The sequence below is a fragment of the Curtobacterium sp. VKM Ac-2852 genome (genome assembly GCF_013205045.1).
Classification (GTDB): Bacteria; Actinomycetota; Actinomycetes; order Actinomycetales; family Microbacteriaceae; genus Curtobacterium; species Curtobacterium flaccumfaciens.
Map to the genome: position 1 here is coordinate 866,535 of NZ_JABMLI010000001.1, position 22,815 is coordinate 889,349.

The 22,815-nt window shown below is 71.9% G+C and carries 24 protein-coding genes; 13 read left to right on the forward strand and 11 right to left on the reverse strand.

Features of this window, described 5'->3' with window-relative positions; all coding sequences use genetic code 11:
• Position 1 precedes the first annotated feature (1 nt).
• Positions 2 to 547, reverse strand: coding sequence for an acyl-CoA thioesterase (locus HQQ79_RS04270; protein ID WP_173032596.1), 546 nt, complete (start codon positions 545 to 547; stop codon positions 2 to 4).
• A 122-nt stretch (positions 548 to 669) separates the two neighbouring features.
• The gene (locus HQQ79_RS04275; protein ID WP_111056493.1) at positions 670 to 906 is read right to left on the reverse strand and encodes a hypothetical protein; all 237 of its coding nucleotides are present in this window, start codon (positions 904 to 906) and stop codon (positions 670 to 672) included.
• A 111-nt stretch (positions 907 to 1,017) separates the two neighbouring features.
• Between HQQ79_RS04275 and HQQ79_RS04280 the strand changes: the two genes are divergently transcribed.
• A complete protein-coding gene (locus HQQ79_RS04280) occupies positions 1,018 to 2,004 on the forward strand; it encodes an aldo/keto reductase (RefSeq protein ID WP_071248528.1) in 987 nt (328 codons plus the stop codon).
• Between the two features lie 164 nt (positions 2,005 to 2,168).
• Here the strand turns inward: HQQ79_RS04280 and HQQ79_RS04285 are convergent, their stop codons facing one another.
• The 5 genes from HQQ79_RS04285 to HQQ79_RS04305 all read right to left on the reverse strand — a co-directional run bounded on the left by HQQ79_RS04285 (position 2,169) and on the right by HQQ79_RS04305 (position 7,477).
• Positions 2,169 to 2,651 carry an FBP domain-containing protein gene (locus tag HQQ79_RS04285; protein ID WP_071406263.1) on the reverse strand — a complete coding sequence of 161 codons (483 nt, stop codon included), beginning with the start codon at positions 2,649 to 2,651 and terminating at the stop codon, positions 2,169 to 2,171.
• A 168-nt stretch (positions 2,652 to 2,819) separates the two neighbouring features.
• Positions 2,820 to 3,566, reverse strand: coding sequence for a methyltransferase domain-containing protein (locus tag HQQ79_RS04290; protein ID WP_173032597.1), 747 nt, complete (start codon positions 3,564 to 3,566; stop codon positions 2,820 to 2,822).
• Positions 3,567 to 3,597: 31 nt separating this feature from the next.
• Entirely contained in the window at positions 3,598 to 4,509 is a 912-nt protein-coding gene (locus HQQ79_RS04295; RefSeq protein ID WP_071406260.1) for a helix-turn-helix transcriptional regulator, read from the reverse strand.
• 429 nt (positions 4,510 to 4,938) lie between these two features.
• Positions 4,939 to 6,213: a hemolysin family protein gene (locus HQQ79_RS04300; RefSeq protein WP_173032599.1), complete on the reverse strand. Its 1,275-nt coding sequence runs from the start codon at positions 6,211 to 6,213 to the stop codon at positions 4,939 to 4,941.
• Between the two features lie 145 nt (positions 6,214 to 6,358).
• The gene (locus HQQ79_RS04305; RefSeq protein ID WP_173032601.1) at positions 6,359 to 7,477 is read right to left on the reverse strand and encodes a M23 family metallopeptidase; all 1,119 of its coding nucleotides are present in this window, start codon (positions 7,475 to 7,477) and stop codon (positions 6,359 to 6,361) included.
• Positions 7,478 to 7,639: 162 nt separating this feature from the next.
• Between HQQ79_RS04305 and HQQ79_RS04310 the strand changes: the two genes are divergently transcribed.
• Complete coding sequence (locus HQQ79_RS04310) at positions 7,640 to 8,134, forward strand: hypothetical protein (RefSeq protein WP_173032602.1); 495 nt, start codon at positions 7,640 to 7,642, stop codon at positions 8,132 to 8,134.
• 3 nt (positions 8,135 to 8,137) lie between these two features.
• On the opposite strand, the gene HQQ79_RS04315 is transcribed toward HQQ79_RS04310, so the two are convergent.
• The gene (locus HQQ79_RS04315) at positions 8,138 to 8,503 is read right to left on the reverse strand and encodes a hypothetical protein (RefSeq protein WP_173032604.1); all 366 of its coding nucleotides are present in this window, start codon (positions 8,501 to 8,503) and stop codon (positions 8,138 to 8,140) included.
• 193 nt (positions 8,504 to 8,696) lie between these two features.
• Here HQQ79_RS04315 and HQQ79_RS04320 point away from each other — a divergent pair, with 193 nt between their 5' ends.
• Positions 8,697 to 10,907, forward strand: coding sequence for an NADP-dependent isocitrate dehydrogenase (locus tag HQQ79_RS04320; RefSeq protein ID WP_173032606.1), 2,211 nt, complete (start codon positions 8,697 to 8,699; stop codon positions 10,905 to 10,907).
• A gap of 161 nt (positions 10,908 to 11,068) precedes the next feature.
• On the opposite strand, the gene HQQ79_RS04325 is transcribed toward HQQ79_RS04320, so the two are convergent.
• Both HQQ79_RS04325 and HQQ79_RS04330 read right to left on the reverse strand, forming a co-directional pair.
• Positions 11,069 to 11,524 carry a DUF3817 domain-containing protein gene (locus tag HQQ79_RS04325; RefSeq protein WP_111056504.1) on the reverse strand — a complete coding sequence of 152 codons (456 nt, stop codon included), beginning with the start codon at positions 11,522 to 11,524 and terminating at the stop codon, positions 11,069 to 11,071.
• A gap of 81 nt (positions 11,525 to 11,605) precedes the next feature.
• Positions 11,606 to 13,048, reverse strand: a complete 1,443-nt coding sequence (locus tag HQQ79_RS04330) for a DUF4832 domain-containing protein (RefSeq protein ID WP_173032608.1) — start codon at positions 13,046 to 13,048, stop codon at positions 11,606 to 11,608.
• 141 nt (positions 13,049 to 13,189) lie between these two features.
• Here HQQ79_RS04330 and HQQ79_RS04335 point away from each other — a divergent pair, with 141 nt between their 5' ends.
• Entirely contained in the window at positions 13,190 to 13,966 is a 777-nt protein-coding gene (locus HQQ79_RS04335; protein WP_254066062.1) for a ThuA domain-containing protein, read from the forward strand.
• Positions 13,963 to 15,120, forward strand: a complete 1,158-nt coding sequence (locus HQQ79_RS04340; RefSeq protein WP_173032610.1) for a GAF domain-containing protein — start codon at positions 13,963 to 13,965, stop codon at positions 15,118 to 15,120. The genes HQQ79_RS04335 and HQQ79_RS04340 overlap by 4 nt, the downstream gene beginning before the upstream one ends.
• 24 nt (positions 15,121 to 15,144) lie before the next feature.
• On the opposite strand, the gene HQQ79_RS04345 is transcribed toward HQQ79_RS04340, so the two are convergent.
• Positions 15,145 to 15,588 carry a disulfide bond formation protein B gene (locus tag HQQ79_RS04345; RefSeq protein WP_027466840.1) on the reverse strand — a complete coding sequence of 148 codons (444 nt, stop codon included), beginning with the start codon at positions 15,586 to 15,588 and terminating at the stop codon, positions 15,145 to 15,147.
• 90 nt (positions 15,589 to 15,678) lie between these two features.
• Between HQQ79_RS04345 and HQQ79_RS04350 the strand changes: the two genes are divergently transcribed.
• From HQQ79_RS04350 to HQQ79_RS04385, 8 genes are all read left to right on the forward strand, one after another.
• On the forward strand, positions 15,679 to 16,329 hold the full coding sequence (locus HQQ79_RS04350; RefSeq protein WP_173032612.1) for a ScbR family autoregulator-binding transcription factor: 651 nt from the start codon (positions 15,679 to 15,681) through the stop codon (positions 16,327 to 16,329).
• Between the two features lie 117 nt (positions 16,330 to 16,446).
• A complete protein-coding gene (locus HQQ79_RS04355; protein WP_173032614.1) occupies positions 16,447 to 17,322 on the forward strand; it encodes an aminoglycoside phosphotransferase family protein in 876 nt (291 codons plus the stop codon).
• 58 nt (positions 17,323 to 17,380) lie between these two features.
• Positions 17,381 to 17,992 carry a hypothetical protein gene (locus HQQ79_RS04360; protein WP_173032616.1) on the forward strand — a complete coding sequence of 204 codons (612 nt, stop codon included), beginning with the start codon at positions 17,381 to 17,383 and terminating at the stop codon, positions 17,990 to 17,992.
• Entirely contained in the window at positions 17,989 to 18,726 is a 738-nt protein-coding gene (locus tag HQQ79_RS04365) for a DinB family protein (RefSeq protein WP_173032618.1), read from the forward strand. Before HQQ79_RS04360 ends, HQQ79_RS04365 begins: the two co-directional genes overlap by 4 nt.
• A 208-nt stretch (positions 18,727 to 18,934) precedes the next feature.
• Positions 18,935 to 19,582, forward strand: a complete 648-nt coding sequence (locus HQQ79_RS04370) for an ABC transporter permease (protein WP_173032620.1) — start codon at positions 18,935 to 18,937, stop codon at positions 19,580 to 19,582.
• Complete coding sequence (locus HQQ79_RS04375; protein WP_017887899.1) at positions 19,569 to 20,840, forward strand: ABC transporter ATP-binding protein; 1,272 nt, start codon at positions 19,569 to 19,571, stop codon at positions 20,838 to 20,840. Before HQQ79_RS04370 ends, HQQ79_RS04375 begins: the two co-directional genes overlap by 14 nt.
• The gene (locus HQQ79_RS04380) at positions 20,837 to 21,601 is read left to right on the forward strand and encodes an ABC transporter permease (RefSeq protein ID WP_111056509.1); all 765 of its coding nucleotides are present in this window, start codon (positions 20,837 to 20,839) and stop codon (positions 21,599 to 21,601) included. The genes HQQ79_RS04375 and HQQ79_RS04380 overlap by 4 nt, the downstream gene beginning before the upstream one ends.
• On the forward strand, positions 21,598 to 22,623 hold the full coding sequence (locus HQQ79_RS04385; RefSeq protein ID WP_173032622.1) for a glycine betaine ABC transporter substrate-binding protein: 1,026 nt from the start codon (positions 21,598 to 21,600) through the stop codon (positions 22,621 to 22,623). Before HQQ79_RS04380 ends, HQQ79_RS04385 begins: the two co-directional genes overlap by 4 nt.
• The last annotated feature ends 192 nt before the right edge of the window (positions 22,624 to 22,815 follow it).

Here is a 22,815-nt window from a genome sequence, read left to right on the forward strand (position 1 = left end):
TCTACGCCGCGCCACTGCTGATCCGGGTCACACTCGCCCAGTCGTGCACCCAGTCGGGCACGGTCAGGTCGCGGTCCGCGCCACCCGCGGCCTGGAGCAGGTCCGCGGTCGGCACCGTCCCGCCGGAACGCCGCAGGAACCGGGCCTGCACCACGGCGCGGGCCATCACGGCACCCTGTCGCACGAACGTCTGCTCCAGGTACACGGCACGGTCGTCGACCCCGAGCACGTGGGTGCGGAGCTCGAACCGCTGCCCGAGCGTCAGCGACCGCTTGTACGTGATCGTCTGCGCCGAGACGACGGGGTACCAGCCGTGCTCGGACAGCGCGGCCCAGTACCCGGAGCGGAGCATCAGGTCGAGCCGACCGAGGTCGAGCATCGACAGGTACTTGCCGTTGTTGACGTGGCGCAGCGGGTCGAGGTCGGTCGGGACCACCCGGAACGGTGTCCGCACCTCGTCCCAGAGCGACGCCCGGCGGCGTCCACCGACCCGAGCGCGCAGACGTGTGCGCAGCTGCAGCAGGAGCAGTCGGAAGTACAGGTTCACGGGACGATCACACCAGTGCGCGGAGCAATCTTGCGAGCACCTTGGAGGAACCTCACGAAGCGCGGGCAGCTCGGGTCACCGCGATCCGCTGCTTCGCACAACCGCCGGAGCGGCCGGGTGGGTCAGCCGGAGAACATCCCGCTGGAGGCGCTGCCACCCGGGTGCGCGGTCCTCGACACCCCTTCGGCCGTCGATCGAGCGGCGTCGGCCTCGACCATGGCACGTGACCCGGCGGTGGGGTCGGAGAAGTCCTCGAGGTCCTCGAGCGCTCGCCGCCGACGGCGGTTCTGCACCTCGAGCACGACGAGCAGGGCGCCGAGCACGACGACCACGGCGATGACGATCCAGATGACGACCATGACACTCCCCCGAGCCCGGGGCGTCTGCCCCGTCCCTCGCAGCGTAGCGGTGCGGAGGCGGGTACAGCCAGTGCCTCCCGCCGTCAGGGGGACCGGGAGTAGACCTGCAGCATGCAGACACGCAAGCTCGCAGACCTCGAGGTCGGCCCGATCGGCCTCGGAACCATGGGCATGAGCGCCTTCTACACGGGCGCCGGCACCGACGACGACGAGTCGATCCGCACCATCCACCGCGCGATCGACCTCGGCGTCACCCTGTTCGACACCGCCGAGGCGTACGGCCCCTACACGAACGAGGAACTCCTGCGCCGTGCGCTCGAGGGCCGACGCGACGACGTCGTCATCGCGACCAAGTTCGGCCTGTACCACCACGAGGCCGGTGAGGAGACGCCGACGCAGCAGCGCGGGATCTCCAGCAAGCCCGAGTCCGTGCGCGAGGCCCTCGAGGGCTCCCTCCGTCGCCTGGGCACGGACCACATCGACCTCTACTACCAGCACCGCGTCGACCCGGCCGTCCCGATCGAGGACGTCATCGGCCAGCTCGCCGGCTTCGTGCAGGAGGGCAAGATCCGGCACATCGGACTGTCCGAGGCCGGTGCCGAGACCATCCGCAAGGCCCACGCTGTCCACCCGATCACCGCGCTGCAGAGCGAGTACTCGCTGTGGACGCGGGACCCCGAGGGCGACGTGCTCGACACCCTGCGCGAGCTCGGCATCGGCCTGGTGCCGTACTCGCCGCTCGGCCGCGGGTTCCTGACGGGTGCCATCACGAAGCCGTCCGACCTGGACTCCGACGACTTCCGCCTGGCGAACCCGCGCTTCCAGCAGGAGGCGTTCGAGCAGAACATGCGCATCGTCGACGCGGTCAAGGAGATCGCCACCGAGGCCGGCGCCACCCCGGCGCAGGTGTCGCTCGCCTGGCTGCTGGCCCAGGGCGACGACATCGTCCCGATCCCCGGCACGAAGCGGGTCTCCCGCCTCGAGGAGAACGTCGGCGCAGCCGACCTGACCCTCACGGCGGACCAGCTGTCGCGCCTGTCGGCGCTGCCGGTCCCGACCGGTGACCGCTACCCCGACATGTCGACCATCGGTCGGTAGACGCGACCGGATGACGGCCTGGAGGCCCGTGGCGGATCCGTCACGGGCCTCCAGTCCGTCGTCAGTCGCGTTTGCGGACGCGAGACGCCGGCGTCAGCGCGAGACGCCTCCGAATCCGGCGGCGTTTCGCTGACTCGGCGGCGTCTTCCGAGGACGCCGGCGTCTCAGACCTCGGCGGCGAAGGACGCGGCCCGGACCTGCAGGTCCTCGATGCGCCGGAGGCGCGCGGCCTCGACGTCGTAGCCCTCGTAGGCGGGCGGCGGCAGCTTCCGGACGTTCCGCGAGCACTGGAAGTCCTGGCACACCAGGGTGCCGACGGTGTTGCCGTTCCGTCCGGCCGGCCCGGACCGTTTCGCGCTGTAGAACGCGACGTCGTTCGGCAGCTTGACGTCCTGGCACCACGAGCACTGGGCACGGGAGCGGGGCGAGGCCTCGGCCTGCCGGAACAGGATGCCGATCAGGTCGCCGTCCAGGGTCGGCACGACGGCGTACGCACGCCGCCCGATCTTCGGGTCGCGCCAGCCGAGGTAGTCGAGGGCGTCCCAGTCGAGCGTCTCGAAGTCGGCGGGCAGCGTGAGGTCGGACACCTCCTTGCGCGAGGCGTTGACGAAGGACGTGCGGAGGGTCTTCTCCACGATGGGGAGCATGGGTGATCGCTTTCGTGCGGGCCCGGGGCGTGCGGACGCACACCGCACCGGGCGGAGGAGGTCAGGGTTCGACGAGGTCGGCCGCACCCGAGGGCACGACCGAGGGCCTCACGCCCTGATGCCGGCGATACGGGCGCCGACCACCTCCTGGAAGCTCACCCGACCAGCCTACGACCGGGTGTCAAGCCCGGCCCGGTCCGCCTGCGGTCGGTTCGGCGTCGCCGTGACCAGGACGACCGAGCCCTCGTACGTCGGGCGGATCCGGAGCGACCCGTGCCGCCGATCCCACTCCCCCGACTCCAGCGCGGTCCGGAGCGCTGCCACCGACCGCCGGACGGTGAACTCGTCGACCAGTCCCCACGCCGGGTCCGCCTGGCGCACGCCGGGGTCGAGCAGTCGCTCGGGGCGGGCGTAGTACGCCTCGGCGAACCCGTCGACGCACGTGAACGGGATCGGCAACTGGGTGCTCGTCACGGTGTCGTCGCCCAGCGCGTCGGCGATCCGCGGCAGTGCCGGATGGCGACGGGCGTCGGCCGACAGCACCTCGGGCGCGTACTCGGCGAGCCAGGAGCGCTCGATGCGGTCGGGGTCGAACGTCAGGACCACGACGGGGCCCCGGGTCACGCGACGCACCTCGGCGAGCACGCGTTCGACGTCGTGCCACTCGGGCAGCGAGAAGGTCGTCATCGCGGCGTCGAAGGTGTCGTCGGCGAAGGGCAGGTCTCCGGCGGGCTCCACGGCGGTCACGTCGCGATCGGTCGGCGCGTACGAACGGGCAGCGGCACCGGTACCGATGTCGAGCACGGTCCGGGCGTCTCCGAGTGCCTTCGCAACCGCGCGGGCGAACGCGGGTTCGGGCCGGCGGTGCTGCCGGTGGTCCGCGTCCCCTGCTAAGCCGTCCGTGGTCCTCGTCACGTCCCCACCCTACGAACCCGCGGGCGCCGGGTCAGTCGACCGACTCGGACTCGGACTCCGACTCGCGCAGGGCCGCGTACTGCTCGGCCCGCTCCGTCGCGGCCCAGCTGCCGAGCAGCGCGAGCGACCGCTCGGACTCGCTGCCCGGTTCGGCCGAGTACGAGAACAGCGTCAGGCCGGGGTCGGCGACCAGGTCGAGCGCCTCGTAGGACAGCCGCAGCTCCCCCACGATCGGGTGGTCGATGCGCTTCTTGCCGGTGCGCTGCATCCGGACGTCGTGGGCGGCCCACCAGCCGCGGAACTCCTCGCTCCGGGTGGAGAGCTCACCGACGAGCGTGATGAGCCCCGGCTCGCAGGGGTTCGACACCGCGGCGGTCCGGAGCACGGCCACGGCGTCCTTCGCGGTCTGCGCCCAGTCCGGGAAGAAGTCGCGGGCGGCCGGGTCGAGGAACGTGAAGCGTGCGGTGTTCACCGGGCGTCCGGGGCCGGCGAAGAGCGGTGCGTACAGGGCACGGCCGAGTTCGTTCGTCGCGACGACGTCCCCGCGCTCGTTCCGCACCCAGGCCGGTGCGCCGGTGATGGCGTCGAGCAGCCGCTGCACGCCGGGGCGCACGCGGGTCGGCACGTTCCGGTGCATGACCTTCGCGCCGGAGTTCGCCAGGCGCGTGAGGTCCCACAGGTGCGCGCGCTCGTCCTCGTCGAGCTGCAGGGCGCTCGCCAGGCCCTCGAGCACGCTGTCCGAGACGCCCTTGAGCGAGCCGCGCTCGAGCCGCGTGTAGTAGTCGACGCTGACGCCGGCGAGCATGGCGACCTCGTGCCGACGCAGCCCGGGCACGCGTCGGACCCCGCCGCCGAACGACGGCATGCCGACCTGTTCGGGTGTGAGCCGCGCCCGCCTGGAGGACAGGAAGTCGCGGATCTCGTTGCGCACGTCGATACCCATGCGACGAGCGTACGTGCCCGGGCCGTGCGTCACGCGGGCGGGAGGGCCGCGGCGGGGCCGCCGGCCGTCGCTGACTGGTCACGACACGTCGCGTGCCGCCCGCCGGGTGGTCGCGACCTGTCGGCTGGTGGCGCCGCAGGCGACGGCCTGTGACCGCTCGTCGGCGTCTGGCGGGGTGTTGCGACCGCCCGGAGCGGACGGGAGGCGCGGGGCGGCCCCGCCACGCGCCTCCCGTCCGCCGTCTGGTCGCGTTCCGTTGCGTGACCGGCCGTGCCCGACCGGTCGCGACACGTCGCGTGCCGCCCGCCGGGTGGTCGCGACCTGTCGGCTGGTGGCGCCGCAGGCGACGGCCTGTGACCGCTCGCCGGCGTCCCGCGGGGTGTTGCGACCGCCTGCGCCACGGGCTTCCCCCCCCGCTCTGTCCCGCGGTCAGGGCGCGGCGTCGGCCCCGATGCGCACGCGCGCGACGCGGTGACCGTCCATGGCGGTCACCTCGAGGCGGTGTCCGCCGGCCAGGACCACGTCACCGACCTCGGGTACGCGGTCCAGCTGCACCTGCACGAGCCCACCCACGGTCTCGTAGTCGCCGTCGGGAAGGACGGGGCCGCCGTCCGCGGCCAGGTCCTCGAGCACCGTGGCGCCGTCGACCCCGTCGTGCGCCAGCACGGACTCGTCGTACTCGGTGGAGTCCCACTCGTCGCGGATGCGGCCGACGAGGTCCTCGAGCAGCGCCTCGAGCGTGACCATGCCGGCGCTGCCGCCGTACTCGTCGACCACCAGGGCGATCTGGTGGCCGTCGGTGCGCATGTCCGCGATCGCACTCGACAGCGACTTGGTCTCGGGCAGGGCGAGCACCGGCCGGACGAGCGTGGCGACCGGGGCCGAGGGGTCGACCGGACGCAGCAGGTCACGGAGGTGCACGAAGCCCTGGACCTCGTCACGCCCGCCGGAGGTCACGAGGTACCGGGTGTGCCCGGCTGCGATGGCCTGGTCGGTGGCCTCGGCGACGGAGAGGCCGGCGTCCAGTGTCGACACGTCGTACCAGGGGCGCATCGACTCGCGCAGGGTGCGGTCACCGGCATCCAGGGCGCTGCGGGCGATCCGGCGTCCCTGCTCGTCGACACCGGTGTGCTCGTCGACCAGGCCGCGGAGCTCCTCGGTGCTCATCGACTCGCTGCGGGCGTCCGGGTCGCCACCGAGCAGTCGCACGACGGTGTCGGTGGACTTCGAGAGCAGCCAGATCACCGGCCGCATCAGCACCGCGAAGCGCTCCAGGGTCGGGGCGACGGCCATCGAGAAGCCCTCGGCACGCTGCAGGGCGAGGCGCTTCGGCACGAGCTCGCCGAACACGAGCGACAGGTACGCGATGACGAGGGTCATCAGCACGAGCGCGACGGCTTCGGCAGTGCCCTGCTCGAGGCCGAGTCCCCGGAACAGCGGTGCGACGTCGGGTGCGATCGAGGACGCACCGTACGCGGCGGAGAAGAACCCGGCGACGGTCACGCCGATCTGCACGGCGGACAGGAACCGGTTCGGGTCACGGCCGAGCTCGGCGACCCGCATCCCGCGGGGGCCGCGGCGTTCGAGCTGCTGCAGCTGGGACTCGCGGAGGGAGACGAGCGCGATCTCGGCTGCCGCGAAGACCCCGCCGACGAGCACGAAGAGGATGACGAGCCCGAAGGCGATCCAGGTGTCGGCGCCCATCAGCGGGCAGCCGCCTCGGATCGACGACGGGCGGGCGGTCTGTGGGGATCGTCCATGCCTGTGAGTCTGCACAGGCAGACTGGGACATCACCGTGCTGCCGCTCGACAGCGGCTGTGGATCCCGCGTCGTGACGGAGAACGGTCGCTACAGGGTGAGCGAGCGACCGATGCGGGCTTCGAGCCACGCCTCCGGGTCGATCGGCGTGACGCCGTCCATCAGGACCTCGAGGTGCAGGTGCGCACCGGTCGAGACGCCGGAGGACCCGACGAGCCCGATGAACTGCCCGGCAGCGACGGTGTCGCCGACCTTGAGCGGCGAGGAGCCGGGGATCATGTGGCCGTAGAGCGTGGAGACCTGACGGCCGTCGACCACGTGGTCGATGATGACCGCGTTGCCGTACGAGAAGTAGGTGCCCGAGACCCGGACCTTGCCCGCGGCGACGGCGCCGATCGGCGTGCCCATGCCCGGGGTGAAGTCGAGGCCCTGGTGCAGTGACGAGCAGGCGCCGCACGGTGCCGAGCGGTACCCGAAGCCGGAGCTCATCTGCACGGGGCCGGGGAACGGCGAGCGGACCGCGCCGCCGAACGACACGGCGCCTCCGGCGATCGCCGCGGTGTCGGCGGAACCAGCCGTCGTCGTGGTGACGGTCGAGCCACCGCCGACGGTGAACCCGTCACGGTCGAACCCGGCGGACGTGACCGCCTGGGTCACGGCGTAGTCCTGGGTGCGCACGATGGGCGCGATGGTCGAGGTGGCCATCGAGGTGCCGGCGCTCGCGTGTGCGGGCATCGCCGAGGCGGCGAACATCGCGATGGCTGCGGCGGCGCTGGTGAGGGTGATGCGTCCGGCACGGGCCGACCGGGAGGCCCGGGGTGCGCTGGCGACGCGGGTCACCCTGGGCGCGGGGCGGCGGACGACGCGCTGGATGCGGTCGTCGACGTGCTCGGTGGTGGCGCGTGCGGCGGCGGAGCGGCGGCCGGCCGGCTCGGTGGCCGAGGACTTGGTCGCGAGCACGACGGACTTCGCCGGCTTGGCGACCTTCGCGGCCTTCGGTGCCTTGGCCGGCTTTACGACCTTCGCCGGCTTGGCGACCTTCGCGGCCTTGGCCGGCTTCTCGGGCTTGGCGATCTTCGCGGCCGGGGCCGTCTTGCTGCGACGCTGTGGTCCGCGGGCGGCTGCGCGCTCGGCCTCGAGGGCGGCGCGTCGGGACAGGTGCACCACCGGGGTCTCCGGGTGCTGGTCTGGTTCGGGTGCAGTCGTCATGGCCGCCCACCATTCTGCACGACTCTGTCGCTTTGTACAGGCCCTTCCGTGATCTTTTCGTTACCGAGCGCGCTGGGAGGCGCCTGACCACCACGGGCGGAAGCGTCCCCCGGGCCCTCCGCATCGGTACGGTCGGGGGAAAGCGACGGAAGGACCCGCACCATGGCCCGATCGCCGCGTGAGCGGTACGGAACGGTCGACCTGGCGTCGGCCGACGTCGTGCTGGCCGGTACCCAGGAACTCCTGCCCGTGCTCCGGGCTGCGGCCGTGCGCGCCGGGATCGACGCCTCGCGGATGCGGGTCGTCGGGGTCGACGACCTGCCGGACCCCGACGAGACCTGGGACGCGGCGCTGGCCGTCATCGCCATCCGCCGCCCCGGTGACGACCCCGCGTTCCACCGGGCGCAGGCGGCGGCCGAACTCATCGCGCCGATGCTCGCGCCGCACGCCGTCCGCATCGTCGTCACGGTGTCCGGGGTGACCCGGCTCGCGCCGAAGCTCGAACGCACCCTGACGTCCGAGGTCCTGCACCAGATCGATGCCGCGTCGGCGTCGTCCGGGTTCCGTCGGCCCTTCCGGCCCCTGCGCATGCGGCTCGGCCTCGCCGGGCTCCGTGCCGCCGGCGTCCGGGTGTTCCGCGTCTCGATCGGCGACTGAGGCTCAGGCTCCGTCGGGTCCGGAGCCCTGCGCGGCGCTCGCCTGCACCGACGGGTGTGGAGGAGCAGCGTGCGCGACGACGGAGACACTGCCGACGGCGAGCACGAGCGCCAGCGCTCCGGCGGTGCAGGCCGTCCCGATCTGCCGCAACCGCGATCGACTGCCACGCTGACGCGGTGCGAACCGCTTCGTGCTCCGCCGGGGTTCGGGGCCGACGAGCCAGGGACCGGAGCCGTCGGTGTCGTACGAGAACGGCCCGGAGCCGTCCGGCGCGTACCGGTAGGGGCCGCTGCCGTCCGAGGCGTAGGCGGACCGCAGGTCCTCCGCGCTCCAGCCGAAGTCGTCCGGGGTCTGCCGTGTGGTGGTCATGCGCGCTCTCCCTCGCTCTGGTGCTGCGGAAGACCAGTCCACGCACCGTTCCTATGTGTCGACAGTGCGCCTCCAGGGTGTCGGCCGAGCATCTGCCGCGCGGAGGCGGGGGCCATGTATCTTGATGTCGAGACATCCTGCGCCACGAGTACCGTGGACGTACCGACGGTCGAACAAGGGAGTACCCGCCAGCATGGCCAAGATCATCTACACCCTCACGGACGAGGCGCCGTTCCTCGCCACCCACTCCTTCCTCCCGGTCATCCAGGCCTTCGCCGGCACCGCGGGTGTCGACGTCGAGACCCGCGACATCTCGCTCGCCGGCCGGATCATCGCCCAGTTCCCGGAGCGGCTCACCGACGAGCAGCGCCTGGACGACGCCCTCGCCGAGCTCGGCGACCTGGCGAAGACCCCCGAGGCGAACATCATCAAGCTGCCGAACATCTCGGCGTCGATCCCCCAGCTCAAGGTCGCGATCAAGGAACTGCAGGCGCAGGGCTACGACCTGCCCGACTACCCGGACGAGGCCACGACCGACGAGCAGCGCGACGTCCGCGCCCGCTACGGCCGTGTCCAGGGCAGCGCCGTCAACCCGGTGCTGCGCGAGGGCAACTCCGACCGCCGCGCACCCCTGTCGGTCAAGAACTACGCCCGCAAGCACCCGCACCGCATGGGCGCCTGGTCGCGTGACTCGAAGACGAACGTCAGCACCATGGGCGTCGACGACTTCCGCTCGAACGAGAAGTCCTGGATCGCCCCCGCCGACGACGTCCTGACGATCACCTTCGTGGCCGAGGACGGCAGCGAGCAGGTCCTCAAGCAGTCGATCCCCGTCCTGCAGGGCGAGGTCGTCGACGGCACCGTGCTGCACGTGGCCGCACTCGAGTCGTTCCTGCGCGAGCAGATCGAGCGCGCCGCGGCCGAGGACGTCCTGTTCTCCGTGCACCTCAAGGCCACGATGATGAAGATCTCCGACCCGATCATCTTCGGGCACGTCATCAAGGCGTTCTTCCCGTCGGTGTTCGAGCGCTACGGCGCCGACCTCGCCGCCGCGGGCCTGACCCCGAACGACGGCCTCGGCTCGATCCTCGCCGGCCTCGCTGCGCTGCCGAACGGCGCCGAGATCGAGCGTGCCTTCAAGCAGGGCATCGCCGACGGCCCCGAGCTCGCCATGGTCGACTCGGACAAGGGCATCACGAACCTGCACGTGCCGAGCGACGTCATCGTCGACGCGTCGATGCCCGCGATGATCCGCACCTCGGGGCACATGTGGGGCCCGGACGGCGACGAGCACGACACCCTCGCCGTCATCCCCGACTCGAGCTACGCCGGCATCTACCAGGCCGTGCTCGACGACTGCCGCGCCCACGGCGCCTTCGACCCGTCGACGATGGGCTCCGTGCCCAACGTCGGCCTGATGGCGCAGAAGGCCGAGGAGTACGGCTCGCACGACAAGACGTTCGAGCTCCCCGGCGCCGGTGTCGTCCGCGTCACGACCGCCTCGGGTGACGTCGTCATCGAGCACGACGTCGAGCCCGGTGACATCTGGCGCGCCTGCCAGACGAAGGACGTCGCCATCCGCGACTGGGTGAAGCTCGCCGTCACCCGCGCCCGTGCCTCCGCGACGCCCGCCGTGTTCTGGCTCGACGAGACCCGTGCCCACGACGCGAACCTCATCGGGCTCGTCCGCCAGTACCTCGGCGAGCACGACACCGACGGCCTGCAGATCGAGATCCTCGCGCCCGAGGACGCCATGCGCTTCTCGCTCGAGCGCATCCGCCGCGGCGAGGACACCATCTCGGTCACCGGCAACGTCCTGCGCGACTACCTGACCGACCTGTTCCCGATCATGGAGCTCGGCACCTCGGCGAAGATGCTCTCCGTCGTCCCGCTGCTGGGCGGTGGCGGCCTGTTCGAGACCGGTGCCGGTGGTTCCGCGCCGAAGCACGTGCAGCAGCTCGTGCAGCAGAACTACCTGCGCTGGGACAGCCTGGGCGAGTTCCTCGCACTGGCGGTCAGCCTCGAGCACCTCGCCGGTGTGACGGGCAACGAGCGGGCGAAGATCCTGGGCGAGACCCTCGACCGGGCCACCGGGACGTTCCTCGAGCAGGACAAGTCCCCGGGTCGCAAGCTCGGCTCGATCGACAACCGCGGCAGCCACTTCTACCTGGCGAAGTACTGGGCCGAAGAGCTCGCGGCGCAGACCCAGGACACCGAGCTCGCGGCGTCGTTCGCGGACCTCGCGGCGAAGCTCGGTGAGCAGGAGCACACGATCGTCGACGAGCTCGTCTCGGTGCAGGGCCACCCGGCGGACATCGGCGGCTACTACCGCCCCGACGACGCCAAGACGAGCGCGGTCATGCGTCCGTCCGCCACGTTGAACGCGGCGCTGGCAGCGCTCTAGCGGCGACAGCCCACTGACGGGAGGCCCGGTGCCAGCTGGCACCGGGCCTCCCGTCCGTCCGTGGTCGCGACCACAGCCGCGCTTCGTGAGCAGCAATGGTCGCGTCCGCACCACCAACCCGACCATTCCTGCTCAGGAAGTGACAGGGGACGCGCGGGGCGTCAGTCGCGGGACGGCACGGGCGGGCCGGCGGCCAGCAGCCCGGTGAAGACCAGGGCGACGGCCACGACCCCGATGCCGGCGGCCACGGCGGGCCGACGCACCACGAAGAACAGCAGACGGTCCCAGAAGCCCGAGTGCGCGTCCGGCGAGCGGCGCCAGGAGCCCTCGAGCATGCCGCGGCGGGCGACCGCGACCTCGAACGGCACCGTGGCGTACGGCACGACGGCACTGGCCCAGCCGAGCACGAGCGCCCCGAACGACCACCGCTGGTTCACCGCCACGACCGTCGTGACCACCAGGTACGCCAGGAACACGAAGCCGTGCACCCCACCGCCGATGCGGACACCCCAGTCGCCGGCGTCCAGGCCGTACTTGAGCACCATCCCGAGGATGAGCAGGGTCCAGGTCACGAGTTCGGCGACCGCGGCGGCGCGGAACAGGGAGCGCGGAGTCATGGCCTCCATGGTGGCGGACCCGGTTGACAGACAGCAGGGCGCCCCGGGCCGATCGACCCGGGGCGCCCTCTGCTTGTCGGGTCAGCGCCGCACGACCACCGTCTGGCCCAGGCGGTTCACGCCGGCGCGCGCGTCCCACGTGCCGGTGTTCGCGGTCTGGATCGCGAAGGCAGGGTTCGACGCGACCGAGCGCTCGGGTGCCGGCAGGGCGAGGGCGACGTCCCAGCGGCCCTTCGGCAGGTGTGCGAGCGACGCCCGGACGGTCACGGTCCGTCCCGGCTGCCACGAGGACGCGTCGGCGCGCACCGGCACGGTGACCCTGCGGTGCCCGTCGGTCAGGACGAGCTGCACCGGGCGGCTGTTGTACGGCGCCGCCCAGCCGTCGTTCCGCACCGACACCGCGACCGACGGCGTGCGACCGGTGGTGACGGTGCTCGAGGTCATCGTGAAGCGGTAGCCGAGCTTCTTCGCGGCGTCCGTCATGCCGTCTGCGCCCCAGGTCGCCAGGACGTCCTTGTTGTAGTCGAGGTTGAGGTAGCTGTAGTGGTACTTCGCCATCTCGGCCGAGGCGGACGGGTACTCGGACCGCGGCGCGTTCACGGCGCAGGTCTCGCCACCGACGGGGACGTACCGCGACTCGGCGGCCAGGTAGTCCTGGTCGAGTGACAGCGGGTCGCTCAGGAACGTGCCGAAGTCGTCCGGCGAAGCGAGGAAGCAGTCGTTGTGGTGCCCGATCCGCGACGCTGCCGACCCGTCGTGCGCCTGCGCCGGGGTGAGCGCCCCCGCCGTGCCGGACGGCGTGCGGAGTGCGTCCTGCTTCATCTGCATCGTGCGGACCTGGACCGAGCGGCTGGAGGGCAGGGCGGCGAGTTCGGCCTGCAGGACCTGTCGTCGGGCGTCCTTGTCGGCCTCGGTCAGCACGCCCGGGTTCGCCGGGTCGCTGGCGAAGTGGTCGGTGTAGTAGCCCTCGCCCCACAGCCCGATGAACCCCTGCTGCAGGGTCGGGATGACGTCGGCGTTCCGGCGGAGCGTCGGGGTGAGCTGCTGGATGTGCGCGAGCACGGTCGGCAGGTCTGCGTCGCCGTAGGGCGCCGAGTACGGGTACGCGCCGCCCTGCACGTACGCGAACCGGGTGATCACACCCACCCCGGCCGCACGTGCGGTGTCGTAGTCGCGCTGCACGAGCCGCAGCCAGGCAGGGCTGAGTTGCCGCTGCTGGACGAACGCCTCCATGTAGAACACCCGGACGACCTGGGTGACCCCCTCGGCGCGGTAGCCGCGGAGCGTCGCGGCGTCGAGCGGCGTGTACCCGGTGCCGTCGGCGCGGTAGTGCGTCTCCGTGGTGTGGTCGAACCCGCGCGAGGGGTTCGGGATGACCGCGTCGCTCGCCGTGTAGGTCACGGTCGAGGTGGTCGCGGTCCGTGTCGGGTGGTGGCCGGTGGGCGACGACGCCCACGCGGTGGTCGGTACGGCGAGTGCGAGTGCCGCCGCGAGTGCGACGGTGGTGATGGTGCGGTGCTGCATCGGACGAGCCCCTGTCCTCGGCGCGGACGGTGATCGGCGCCCCCTGGCGCTGCCGTCCTGCGCGAATGTGATCTGAAGGTAGGCCAAACGATCAGAAAACGCCAGTGGATGCGCGAGCCGAGCACGGGTAGCGTTGCCTGCATGTCGCCGTCGACCGAGAACCGTCCCCTGAACATCGTCGTCTGGAACGAGAACGTGCACGAGACCCGCGGTGACGCGACGGTCATCGGGCACTACCCCGACGGCATGCACACCGTGATCGCCGAGGCGCTCCGGCAGCTGCAGCCCGGGGCCGACGTCTCCACCGCCACCCTGCAGGAACCCGACCACGGCATCACCGCCGAACGGCTCGCCACCACGGACGTGCTGTTCTGGTGGGGGCACGCCGCCCACGACGAGGTGAGCGACGCCGTCGTCGACCTGGTCGTCGACGCCGTGCACGCCGGCATGGGCCTGGTGGTGCTGCACTCCGGCCACTACTCCAAGCCGTTCAAGCGCCTGATGGGCACGACCTGCTCGCTGAAGTGGCGGAACGACGGCGAGCGCGAACTCGTCTGGACCGTCGCGCCCGAGCACCCGATCGCCGCGGGGGTCCCGCACCCGATCGTCATCGAACGGCAGGAGATGTACGGCGAGTACTTCGACATCCCGCGCCCCGACGAAGAGGTGTTCCTGTCGACTTTCGCGGGCGGCGAGGTCTTCCGCTCAGGCGTCGCGTACCGCCGGGGGCTCGGCAAGGTCTTCTACTTCTCGCCCGGCGACCAGGAGTACCCCGTGTACCACCACCCCGACATCCAGCGCGTGCTGTCGAACGCCGCCGTCTGGGCCGCCCCGGTGTCCGAGCGCCGCGAGCTGACCGCCGACCCCTACCCGCGGGACTGGTTCCTGTCGGACGATGGGGGTAGACAGGCCGGGTGACCAACCATCTCGACGGTGCGCACAGGCGCACCGCGGTGATCGAGGCGCTCGCCATCTTGGGATCAGGACCCGAGGAGCGCTTCGACCGCATCACCCGCATGGCCCACGAGGCGTTCGACGTCCCGTTGACCTTCCTCAACCTCGTCCACCACGACCTCGTCACCACGCAGTCGACCTTCGGCTGGCACCAGGGATCGAGCGTCCCCGCCAGCGAGCAGTTCTGCGCGTCGACGGTGCTCACCCGCGAACCGATGGTGATCCCGGACGCGTCGCTCGACGCCCGGTTCGCCAACACGGCGGCGGTGGCGGAGCACGGCATCCGGTTCTACGCGGGCGCACCGTTGACCATGGTCGACGGCACCCGGGTGGGCACGCTGTGCCTGATGGACGCGGTGCCGCGCACGTTCTCGCCGGACGACGTCGCCCTGCTGGGTGACCTGGCCCGGTGGGCGGAGCGCGAACTCGGCGTCGCCATCGACCGCGGACGGGTCCGTCGGGTGCTCGACGGCCTGGTGCCGGACCCGGTCGCGCTGCCGGGGTGGGACCTCGACGTCCTGGTGGCCCAGCACGACGACGGCGGGGGTGACGTCGCCGACTGGCGCGTCGCACCGGACGGTGCCCTGCACGTCACCGTCGGCCGGGTGAGCGCGGCCGGCCCGGCGTCGGGTCTGCTCGCCTCGGCGGTCCGCGGTGCCGTGGCGGCCCGGACCGGCACCGACATGCAGGACGCGATCGTCGGCCTGGAGGCGCAGGTCACCGCCGACCTGTCGGCTGCGGACGCCGTCGGCTCGCTCTTCCACCTGCGACTCGACCCGACGTCGGGTCACGTCGACTTCGTCGACGCGGGCCACGGCCTGGCGGTGCTCGTCCCCGCCGACGGTCCGGCTCGCGTCCTGCACCCGCTCGACCTGCCGCTCGGGCTGCAGCCGGAGTCGATCCCGCGGTCGCCCGGGGCGCTCGACCTGGAACCCGGAGACCGGCTGGCGATCTGCACCCAGGGCGTCCTGACGCTGGACGGGCTCCGGCACCTGGACGACCTCGCCGCGCTGGTGCGCTCGGCTCCGGACGGCGCCACGGCGGTCGAACGGGTGCGCACGGCGATCCCGACGGACGCCGCGGTCGACGTCACGCTGGTGGTGCTCACACGGCACTGAGCGAGATCCGCCGCCCGCGGTGGATCAGGAGCGGAAGCGGTCCGGCCGCGGCCGCGGGGTTCCGGTCAGCGCGACCACGAGCAGCGTCGCGAGCAGGGCGAACCCGGCGAGCTCGATGCCCAGGCCGGCGAGCTGCCAGTACGCACTGCCGACGTGCTGCGGCTGCGTGATCGACTCCGGCCACCACGACTCGATGAGCGGGAACGAGCCGGGGAACGGATCGAGGCCGAACACGACGAGGCCACCGAGCAGCAGGACGACCCCGAGGCCGGCCATCGCCCCACGGGACCGGCGGAGCATGTGCACCACGAGAGCGGCACCCATGCCGGCGAGCCCGACGACGGCGAGCAGGAACGCGAGCACCACGATGGTCTGCGGCGCGAGCGCGACCCAGTCCAGCACCGCGATCGGCAGCAGCAGCCACCGTCCCGTCCGTGCCCAGCGCGCAGGGTTCCGCCATCCGTCCATGGCGACCGACCGTAGGGCACCCGGCCGAACGCCTGCCGAATGCGGCCAGTGGACCCCGGCGGCAGTGTGCGCTGACTACGATCGGACCCCATGGCGCACGACCGACCGACCCGGCAACAGCGGTCGCTCGCGACCCGCACGGCGATCATCGAGGGCGCGGCCGCGGAGTTCGACGAACGCGGGTACGTCGGTGCCTCGATGGACGGCATCGCCGAACGCATCGGGATGACCAAGGGTGCGCTGTACTTCCACTTCACGTCGAAGGCCGACATGGCCGGGGCCGTCGTCGCCGAGCAGCACGCGATCTCCCGCCGGTACGGCGAGGCCGCGGTGGCCCGGGGCACCACCCCGCTCGAGTCGATCATGTGGCTGTGCCAGGGGCTCGCGGTCCAGATGACGTCCGAGGTCGTCGTGAGCGCGGGGGTGCGGCTGTCGACCGACGTGGCCGCGAGCGACGTCGCGCGGCAGGACCCGTACACCGACTGGACCGCGGTGGTCGCCGGGTTCGCGCGGCAGGCCGTCGAAGCCGGCGAGCTCGACCAGCGGTGGGACCCGGACCTGGTCGGCCGGGTCGTCGTCCGCGCCTACACCGGCGTGCAGACCGTCTCGGACGTCATGACCCGCCGGGCCGACCTGTTCGCGGGCCTGCGGGAACTCTGGACGGTCCTGCTGGACGCGTTCGTCACCGAACGGCTGCGTCCGGAGATCCCGCGGCTCGTCGCGCTCATCGCTCCGGAGTGACGCGGGTCCCCCCAGGGAAACACCCACGTCACCTCGCCTCTGAGACTAGCGAGAAGGGTGTCGCGCCACCGGCCCCAGTTCGCGGGCGTGTGTCCGGCGGCCCACTAGCCTGACGCCGTGCCCACACCCGCTGCCGAGGTCGCCGTCGACGTCCCGCTCGTCCGGGCCCTGCTGCGCGACCAGCACCCCGACCTGGCCGGGCTCGGGCTCCAGGTCGTCGCGAACGGCTGGGACAACGTGGTGCTGCGCCTGGGCGACGACCTGGCCGTCCGGGTCCCCCGTCGGGAGCTGGCCGCACGCCTCGTCGAGCACGAACAGCGCTGGTTGCCCGACATCGCCGCCCGGGTCGGATCGGTCGTCCCGGTGCCGGCCCCGGTGCGGACCGGCCGCCCCGCCCTCGGGTACCCGTGGTCGTGGAGCGTCGTGCCGTGGCTGCCCGGCACGGCGATCGGTGAACGGGCGGCCGGGGCCCCCGTCGCCGAGGCGCTCGCCGCGTTCGTCGGACTCCTGCACGTCCTGGCCCCGGACGACGCCCCGGCGAACCCGTTCCGTGCGGTGCCGCTCGCGTCGCGGAGCGAGGCCGTGCTGGCGCGACTCGACGACCACGGCGTGCACCGGGCCGGAGAGCTGGCCGCGCTGTGGCGGACCGCAGCGGCCGTGCCCGCGCACGCCGGGCCTCCCGTCTGGGTGCACGGCGACCTGCACCCCTTCAACCTGCTCGTCGACTCGTCGGACGGTGTCGACCGTCTGTCGGCCGTGATCGACTTCGGGGACGTCACCGCGGGCGACCCGGCCGTCGACCTGGCCACAGCCTGGCTGACGCTCGACCCACCGGGGCGGCGCGCGTTCCGCGCGCGCGTCGCGGCCCCGGAGGCCACTTGGCTGCGCGCACGCGGGTGGGTGATCGCGCTCGCGTCCGCGCTGGCGACCGCCGACGAACGCGCCTTCCGGAGCGTCGCGCGACGGAGCATCGACGCGGTGCTGGACGACTGAGTCCCCGCGGGGCTATCGTGACCGCACCATCCGTGCACAGCCGATCGGAGGGGCCGCCATGACCCTCGAGCTCCGCGTCCAGCACGACGTCGCCACCGACGCCTCCCCCGCCCCCGTCCGACCCGAGCGACGCGGTCTCCGCGGCCTGCTCGACCGTCTTTCCGACCGCCGCGCCGCGGCCCGCGCGCGACGGGTCGACGACCGGATGCGCGAACTCGGGGAACTCGTCCACCTGCTCTCCGACGCCCGCGCCGTCGTCGAACGCGGGTGGGTCCAGCACGCCTGGTTCGCCTACCTCGACGAGCACGGCCGCGAGCGCAAGGCCTCCAGTGCCGCCGCGATGGACGTGCAGGGCCGGCCGCTCGTCGGTGCCTGCCTGGTCGGCGCGGTCGTGTCCGCCGCCGGCGGGCCGCACGCGGTCCACGCGCCCCGGGTGCAGCACGCGCTCGACGTCGTGTGGCACGCCCTCGCCCGCGACGAGGGCGAGCCCGTGCTGTGGTGCCCCGCGCCGGACATCCGGATGGGGCGCGTGCGTGACCTGACGAGCTGGAACGACGCCCCGGCACGCACCGGCGCCGAGGTCGCCGGGCTGCTGCTGACCGCCGAACGGGTCGTCGTGCAGGAGTCGACGCGCCTGCAGGAGCTCCGGGTGGCACGATCGGGGGCATGAGCGACGTCGAAGCGGTCCCCGAGGTGCACCCCGCGAGCACCAGCACCCTGGCCGCGAGCGGCAACGCCCTGCTGTCGGACGAAGGGTCCACGCGGAACCCCGACGGCGCGACGGTCGCGGACGGCGCGGTCGCCGACGCCGCTGCCGCCGACGCCGCGGTGAAGCGGACGCTGCACCGGTACCTGCAGAAGCACCGCGCGGCCCTGCTGGCCAAGCTCGACGGGCTCGCGGAGCGGCAGGCCCGCTGGCCGGTGACGCCGACGGGCACGAACGTCCTCGGGTTGGTGAAGCATGTCGCCGGGGTGCAGGCCGGCTACTTCGGCGAGGTGTTCGGGCGGCCGTTGCCGGACCAGCCCGCCTGGCTCGAGTCGGAGGACGGTGAGGACATGTACGCGTCGCTCGACGAGACCATGGCCGACGTCGTGGCCTTCCACCACCGGAGTGCCGCCCACGCCGACGCCACGATCGAGGCACTCGACCTCACCGCCACCGGGACCGTGCCGTGGTGGCCGGAAGGGCACCGGGACGTCACCCTGCACCGGATCCTGGTGCACATGGCGTACGAGACCGCCCGGCACGCGGGTCACGCCGACATCGTGCGCGAGATGCTCGACGGCCTGGCCGGCGACGGCGACGGCAACCTGGCCGACAAGTCCCCGGAGGAATGGGTCCGGTGGCGTGAGCAGCTCGTCGACATCGCGGAGCGATCCGGGTTGCGTGACCTCGACGCATAGCCGAGAAGGCAGACCGATCGTTACCGTTCTCCCAGGCTCGCCCTGGTAAACCCCCGCTGACCAGGGGTTGTCCTCCTCGCAACTGCAAGGGAAACCGTCGTCTCGGCGGGGTTGCGTTGTACAACCGGTCCGGCTGTTGCATAGCTTTGGCCGAGCTCGTGCCCCGATCTGTGGGCAGTTCAGCCGACCGGAAGGGGAGCGCCCACCCGTGTTCCAGTACGTCGTGGAGCGATGGAACCAGATCTGGTTCGCATCGTGGCAGCACTTCTCACTGGTCGTCCAGTGCGTCGTCCTCGCCACGGTCATCGCCGTGGTGCTCGCCACACTCGTCTACCGCAGCCCGCGCCTGACCGCGTTCGCGAACGGGGTGTCGGCCATCGGCCTGACCCTGCCGTCGTTCGCCGTCATCGGCCTGCTCATCGTCCCGCTCGGCTTCGGCGTCCTGCCGTCGGTCGTGACGGTCGTCTTCTTCGCTGCGCTGCCGATCCTGCGCAACGCGGTCGTCGGTCTCGCCGAGATCCCGCCTTCAGTCGTCGAGTCGGCGCGCGGCATCGGCATGAGCCGGTTCCGCACCCTGCTGCAGGTCGAACTGCCGATGGCGTGGCCGATCATCCTGAGCGGCGTCCGCGTGGCCGCGCAGATGGTGATGGGCATCGCCGCCATCGCCGCGTACGCGCTCGGCCCCGGGCTCGGCGGCTTCATCTTCTCCGGGCTGTCCCGCCTCGGCGGCGCCAACGCCCTGTTCTCCGTCGTGGTCGGGGTGGTCGGCGTCGTCCTGCTCGCCCTGGTCCTCGACCTGCTCCTCATCGGCCTCGGCCGCCTGACCATCTCGAGAGGTATCCGTGTCCAGCACTGACTCCGCCACCACCACCGCGCCCGACGGGGACGTCACCGGGCGCAGCATCCTGCTCGACGAGGTCACCAAGCGGTACCCCGGGCAGTCGAAGCCCGCCGTCGACGGCATCACGCTCGAGATCCCGGCCGGCAAGATCGTCATGCTCGTCGGCCCGTCCGGCTGCGGCAAGACGACGACCCTCAAGATGATCAACCGCCTGATCGAGCCCACGCAGGGCCGGATCGTCGTCGGCGACGACGACGTCACGGGCATCGACGGTGACGAGCTCCGCCGCCGCATGGGCTACGTGATCCAGGCCGGCGGTCTCTTCCCGCACATGACGGTCGCGGCGAACATCGCGATCGTGCCGAAGATGCTCGGCTGGTCGAAGGAGAAGATCGCGGCGCGCGTCGACGAGCTGCTCGACCTGGTCTCGCTCGACCCCGACACCTACCGCGACCGGTTCCCCCGCGAACTCTCCGGTGGCCAGCAGCAGCGCGTCGGCGTGGCCCGTGCGCTCGCGGCGGACCCGCCCGTCCTGCTCATGGACGAGCCGTTCGGTGCGGTCGACCCGATCACCCGCCAGCGCCTGCAGGACGAGCTCCTGCGCATCCAGGAGGAACTGCACAAGACGATCGTCATTGTCACGCACGACTTCGACGAGGCCGTGAAGCTCGGCGACTGGATCGTCATCTTCACCGAGGGTGCGCACATCGTGCAGTACGACACCCCGGAGCGGATCCTGGCCGAGCCGGCGAACGAGTTCGTCGAGAACTTCATCGGTTCCGGTGCGGGCCTGAAGCAGCTCACGCTGAACCGCGTGCGCGACGTCGAGGTCGAGTCGGCCGTGACGTGCTCCCCCGGCGAAGAGGTCAAGGCCGTGCTGCAGCGGATGAACGAGGCCGGCGGGCACCAGCACGCCGTCGTCGTCGACCACCGCCAGCGCCCGATCGGGTGGCCGTCGCGCCGCCAGCTCGAGCGTCTCGACCGCATCCCCGACGGCGTCGAGCCCGGCCTGCCCGTCGTGGGCGAGGCAGCGACCCTCAACGACGCGCTCGACACCATGCTCGTCTCGAGCGCCGGAGCCGCACTCGTCACCGGTCGTCGTGACGCGTTCCGCGGCGTGATCACCGTCGAGACCGTGATGGAGGCGATCACCCGCTCCCGCGCGACCGCCGCCGGAGACCAGGCCTACACGCCGGTCGGCACCAACACGAACCCGATCGAGACCATGCCGTCGTCACCGGTGTCGGCGATGCCCACCGGAGAAGACCTGTGAGCGCAGTCGCCGTCGCCGGCCCCGCCACCGGTGCACGCACCTCGTGGAAGGGCCTGCTGTTCCAGCCGATCGCGATCCTGGTCGTCCTGGCCGGCTTCGCGGTGTGGCTCGCGACGGCGGACCTGACCCCGACGGAGCGCACGACGCTCAACCCGGCGGACATCCTGGCCCTGACCGGCCAGCACCTCGTGCTGACCCTGCAGTCGACGGTCCTGGTGCTCGTGATCGGCATCCCGCTGGGCGTCGTGCTCACCCGCGGGCCGCTGCGCCGGGCGAGCCCGTACGTGCTCGCCGTCGCGAACTTCGGGCAGGCGGCCCCGGCCGTCGGCCTCATCGTGCTGCTCGCCGCCTGGCTCGGCCTGAACAGCTCGTCCGCCGTCATCGCGCTCGTGCTCTACGCGATCCTGCCGGTGCTCCGGAACACCATGATCGGCGTGCAGAGCGTCGACGACCGCCTGGTCGAGGCCGGTCGCGGCATGGGCATGAGCGCCTTCAGCGTGCTGATGCGCGTCGAACTGCCGCTCGCGGTGCCCGTGATGCTCTCGGGTATCCGGACCGCCCTCGTGCTGCTCGTCGGCACGGCGAGCCTGGCCACCTTCGTCGGTGCGGGCGGACTCGGTCTGCTCATCACGACGGGCGTGACGCTGTTCCTGCCGAAGGTGCTCGTCGCCGGGGCCCTCCTCGTCGCCCTGCTCGCCCTCTCCATCGACTGGCTCGGCCGCGTGGTCGAGACGGTCGCACGACCGAAGGGACTCCGATGACCCGCCGCACACGCAGCACCCGCCGCACCCGCACCCGGGTCGGAGCCGCCGCGTTCGTCGCCGGTGCCACCGCCCTCGTCCTGACCGGGTGCGGCCTGCAGCCCGCGACGTCGTTCGTGCCCGAGGCCGGCGCCGGCTCCATCCAGCGCATCGACGACCTGCCGGCCGGCGCCCACATCACCGTGACGTCGAAGAACTTCACCGAGCAGCTCGTGCTCGGCAAGATCGCCGTGCTCGCCGCCAAGGCCGCCGGGTTCGACGTCACCGACGAGACGAACGTGCCCGGCAGCGTCGCGGTCCGTGAGCTGATGACCTCGCACGCGGCCGACTTCACGTACGAGTACACCGGTACCGCTTGGCTGACCTTCATGGGTCACACGAAGGGGATCCCGGACAAGACCGAGCAGTGGACGGCGGTCAAGAAGGAGGACGCCGGCAACGGACTGACCTGGCTCAAGCCGGCGCCGATGAACAACACCTACGCGTTCGCCGTCCGCAACGAGGCCGTCAAGGAGCTCGGGGACGTCAAGACGCTCTCCGACATCACCAAGCTGCCGGTCGACCAGCGCACGTTCTGTGTCGAGTCGGAGTTCAACTCCCGTGCCGACGGCTTCAAGCCGATGCTCAAGAAGTACGGCTTGGAGCTCGGCGGTTCGGGGTCGAACGGGGTGCCGAGCAGCAACGTGAGCATCCTCGACACCGGCACGGTCTACACGGCCACCGACCGCGGCAAGTGCAACTTCGGTGAGGTCTTCACCACCGACGGCCGCATCAAGTCGCTCGGGCTCACGGTGCTCGAGGACGACAAGGGGTTCTTCCCGGCGTACAACGTCGCGCCCGTCATCGAATCGAAGACGCTCAAGGAGTACCCGCAGCTCGAGGGGATCTACGACCAGATCTCGCCGAAGCTCACGGACGCCGTGCTGCAGGAACTCAACCGTCAGGTCGACGTCGAGGGGCGTGAGCCGGCCGACGTCGCCTTCGACTGGATGGTGAAGGAGGGCTTCATCACGAAGCCCTGACCGTTCTCGACGCACCCACCGACGGACGGGAGGCGCGGTGCCAGCCGGCACCGTCCCTCCAGGCACGGCCGTCACCCCGCTGGCGCGGTCTGCCGGTACCGGCTGGTGGGGCCCACCTCCAGGCACGGCCGTCACCCCGCTGGCGCGGTCTGCCGGTACCGGCTGGTGGGGCCCACCTCCAGGCACGGCCGT

Bases quoted from the DNA above. Each gene is read 5' to 3' on its own strand.
- HQQ79_RS04350 (WP_173032612.1), top strand. From the start codon at position 15,679: ATGGCGCACGACCGACCGACCCGGCAACAGCGGTCGCTCGCGACCCGC.
- HQQ79_RS04365 (WP_173032618.1), top strand. From the start codon at position 17,989: ATGAGCGACGTCGAAGCGGTCCCCGAGGTGCACCCCGCGAGCACCAGC.
- HQQ79_RS04310 (WP_173032602.1), top strand. From the start codon at position 7,640: ATGGCCCGATCGCCGCGTGAGCGGTACGGAACGGTCGACCTGGCGTCG.
- HQQ79_RS04275 (WP_111056493.1), bottom strand. From the start codon at position 906: ATGGTCGTCATCTGGATCGTCATCGCCGTGGTCGTCGTGCTCGGCGCC.
- HQQ79_RS04345 (WP_027466840.1), bottom strand. From the start codon at position 15,588: ATGGACGGATGGCGGAACCCTGCGCGCTGGGCACGGACGGGACGGTGG.
- HQQ79_RS04320 (WP_173032606.1), top strand. From the start codon at position 8,697: ATGGCCAAGATCATCTACACCCTCACGGACGAGGCGCCGTTCCTCGCC.
- HQQ79_RS04295 (WP_071406260.1), bottom strand. From the start codon at position 4,509: ATGGGTATCGACGTGCGCAACGAGATCCGCGACTTCCTGTCCTCCAGG.
- HQQ79_RS04305 (WP_173032601.1), bottom strand. From the start codon at position 7,477: ATGACGACTGCACCCGAACCAGACCAGCACCCGGAGACCCCGGTGGTG.
- HQQ79_RS04300 (WP_173032599.1), bottom strand. From the start codon at position 6,213: ATGGGCGCCGACACCTGGATCGCCTTCGGGCTCGTCATCCTCTTCGTG.
- HQQ79_RS04335 (WP_254066062.1), top strand. From the start codon at position 13,190: ATGTCGCCGTCGACCGAGAACCGTCCCCTGAACATCGTCGTCTGGAAC.
- HQQ79_RS04285 (WP_071406263.1), bottom strand. From the start codon at position 2,651: ATGCTCCCCATCGTGGAGAAGACCCTCCGCACGTCCTTCGTCAACGCC.
- HQQ79_RS04330 (WP_173032608.1), bottom strand. From the start codon at position 13,048: ATGCAGCACCGCACCATCACCACCGTCGCACTCGCGGCGGCACTCGCA.
- HQQ79_RS04325 (WP_111056504.1), bottom strand. From the start codon at position 11,524: ATGACTCCGCGCTCCCTGTTCCGCGCCGCCGCGGTCGCCGAACTCGTG.
- HQQ79_RS04280 (WP_071248528.1), top strand. From the start codon at position 1,018: ATGCAGACACGCAAGCTCGCAGACCTCGAGGTCGGCCCGATCGGCCTC.
- HQQ79_RS04360 (WP_173032616.1), top strand. From the start codon at position 17,381: ATGACCCTCGAGCTCCGCGTCCAGCACGACGTCGCCACCGACGCCTCC.
- HQQ79_RS04315 (WP_173032604.1), bottom strand. From the start codon at position 8,503: ATGACCACCACACGGCAGACCCCGGACGACTTCGGCTGGAGCGCGGAG.
- HQQ79_RS04385 (WP_173032622.1), top strand. From the start codon at position 21,598: ATGACCCGCCGCACACGCAGCACCCGCCGCACCCGCACCCGGGTCGGA.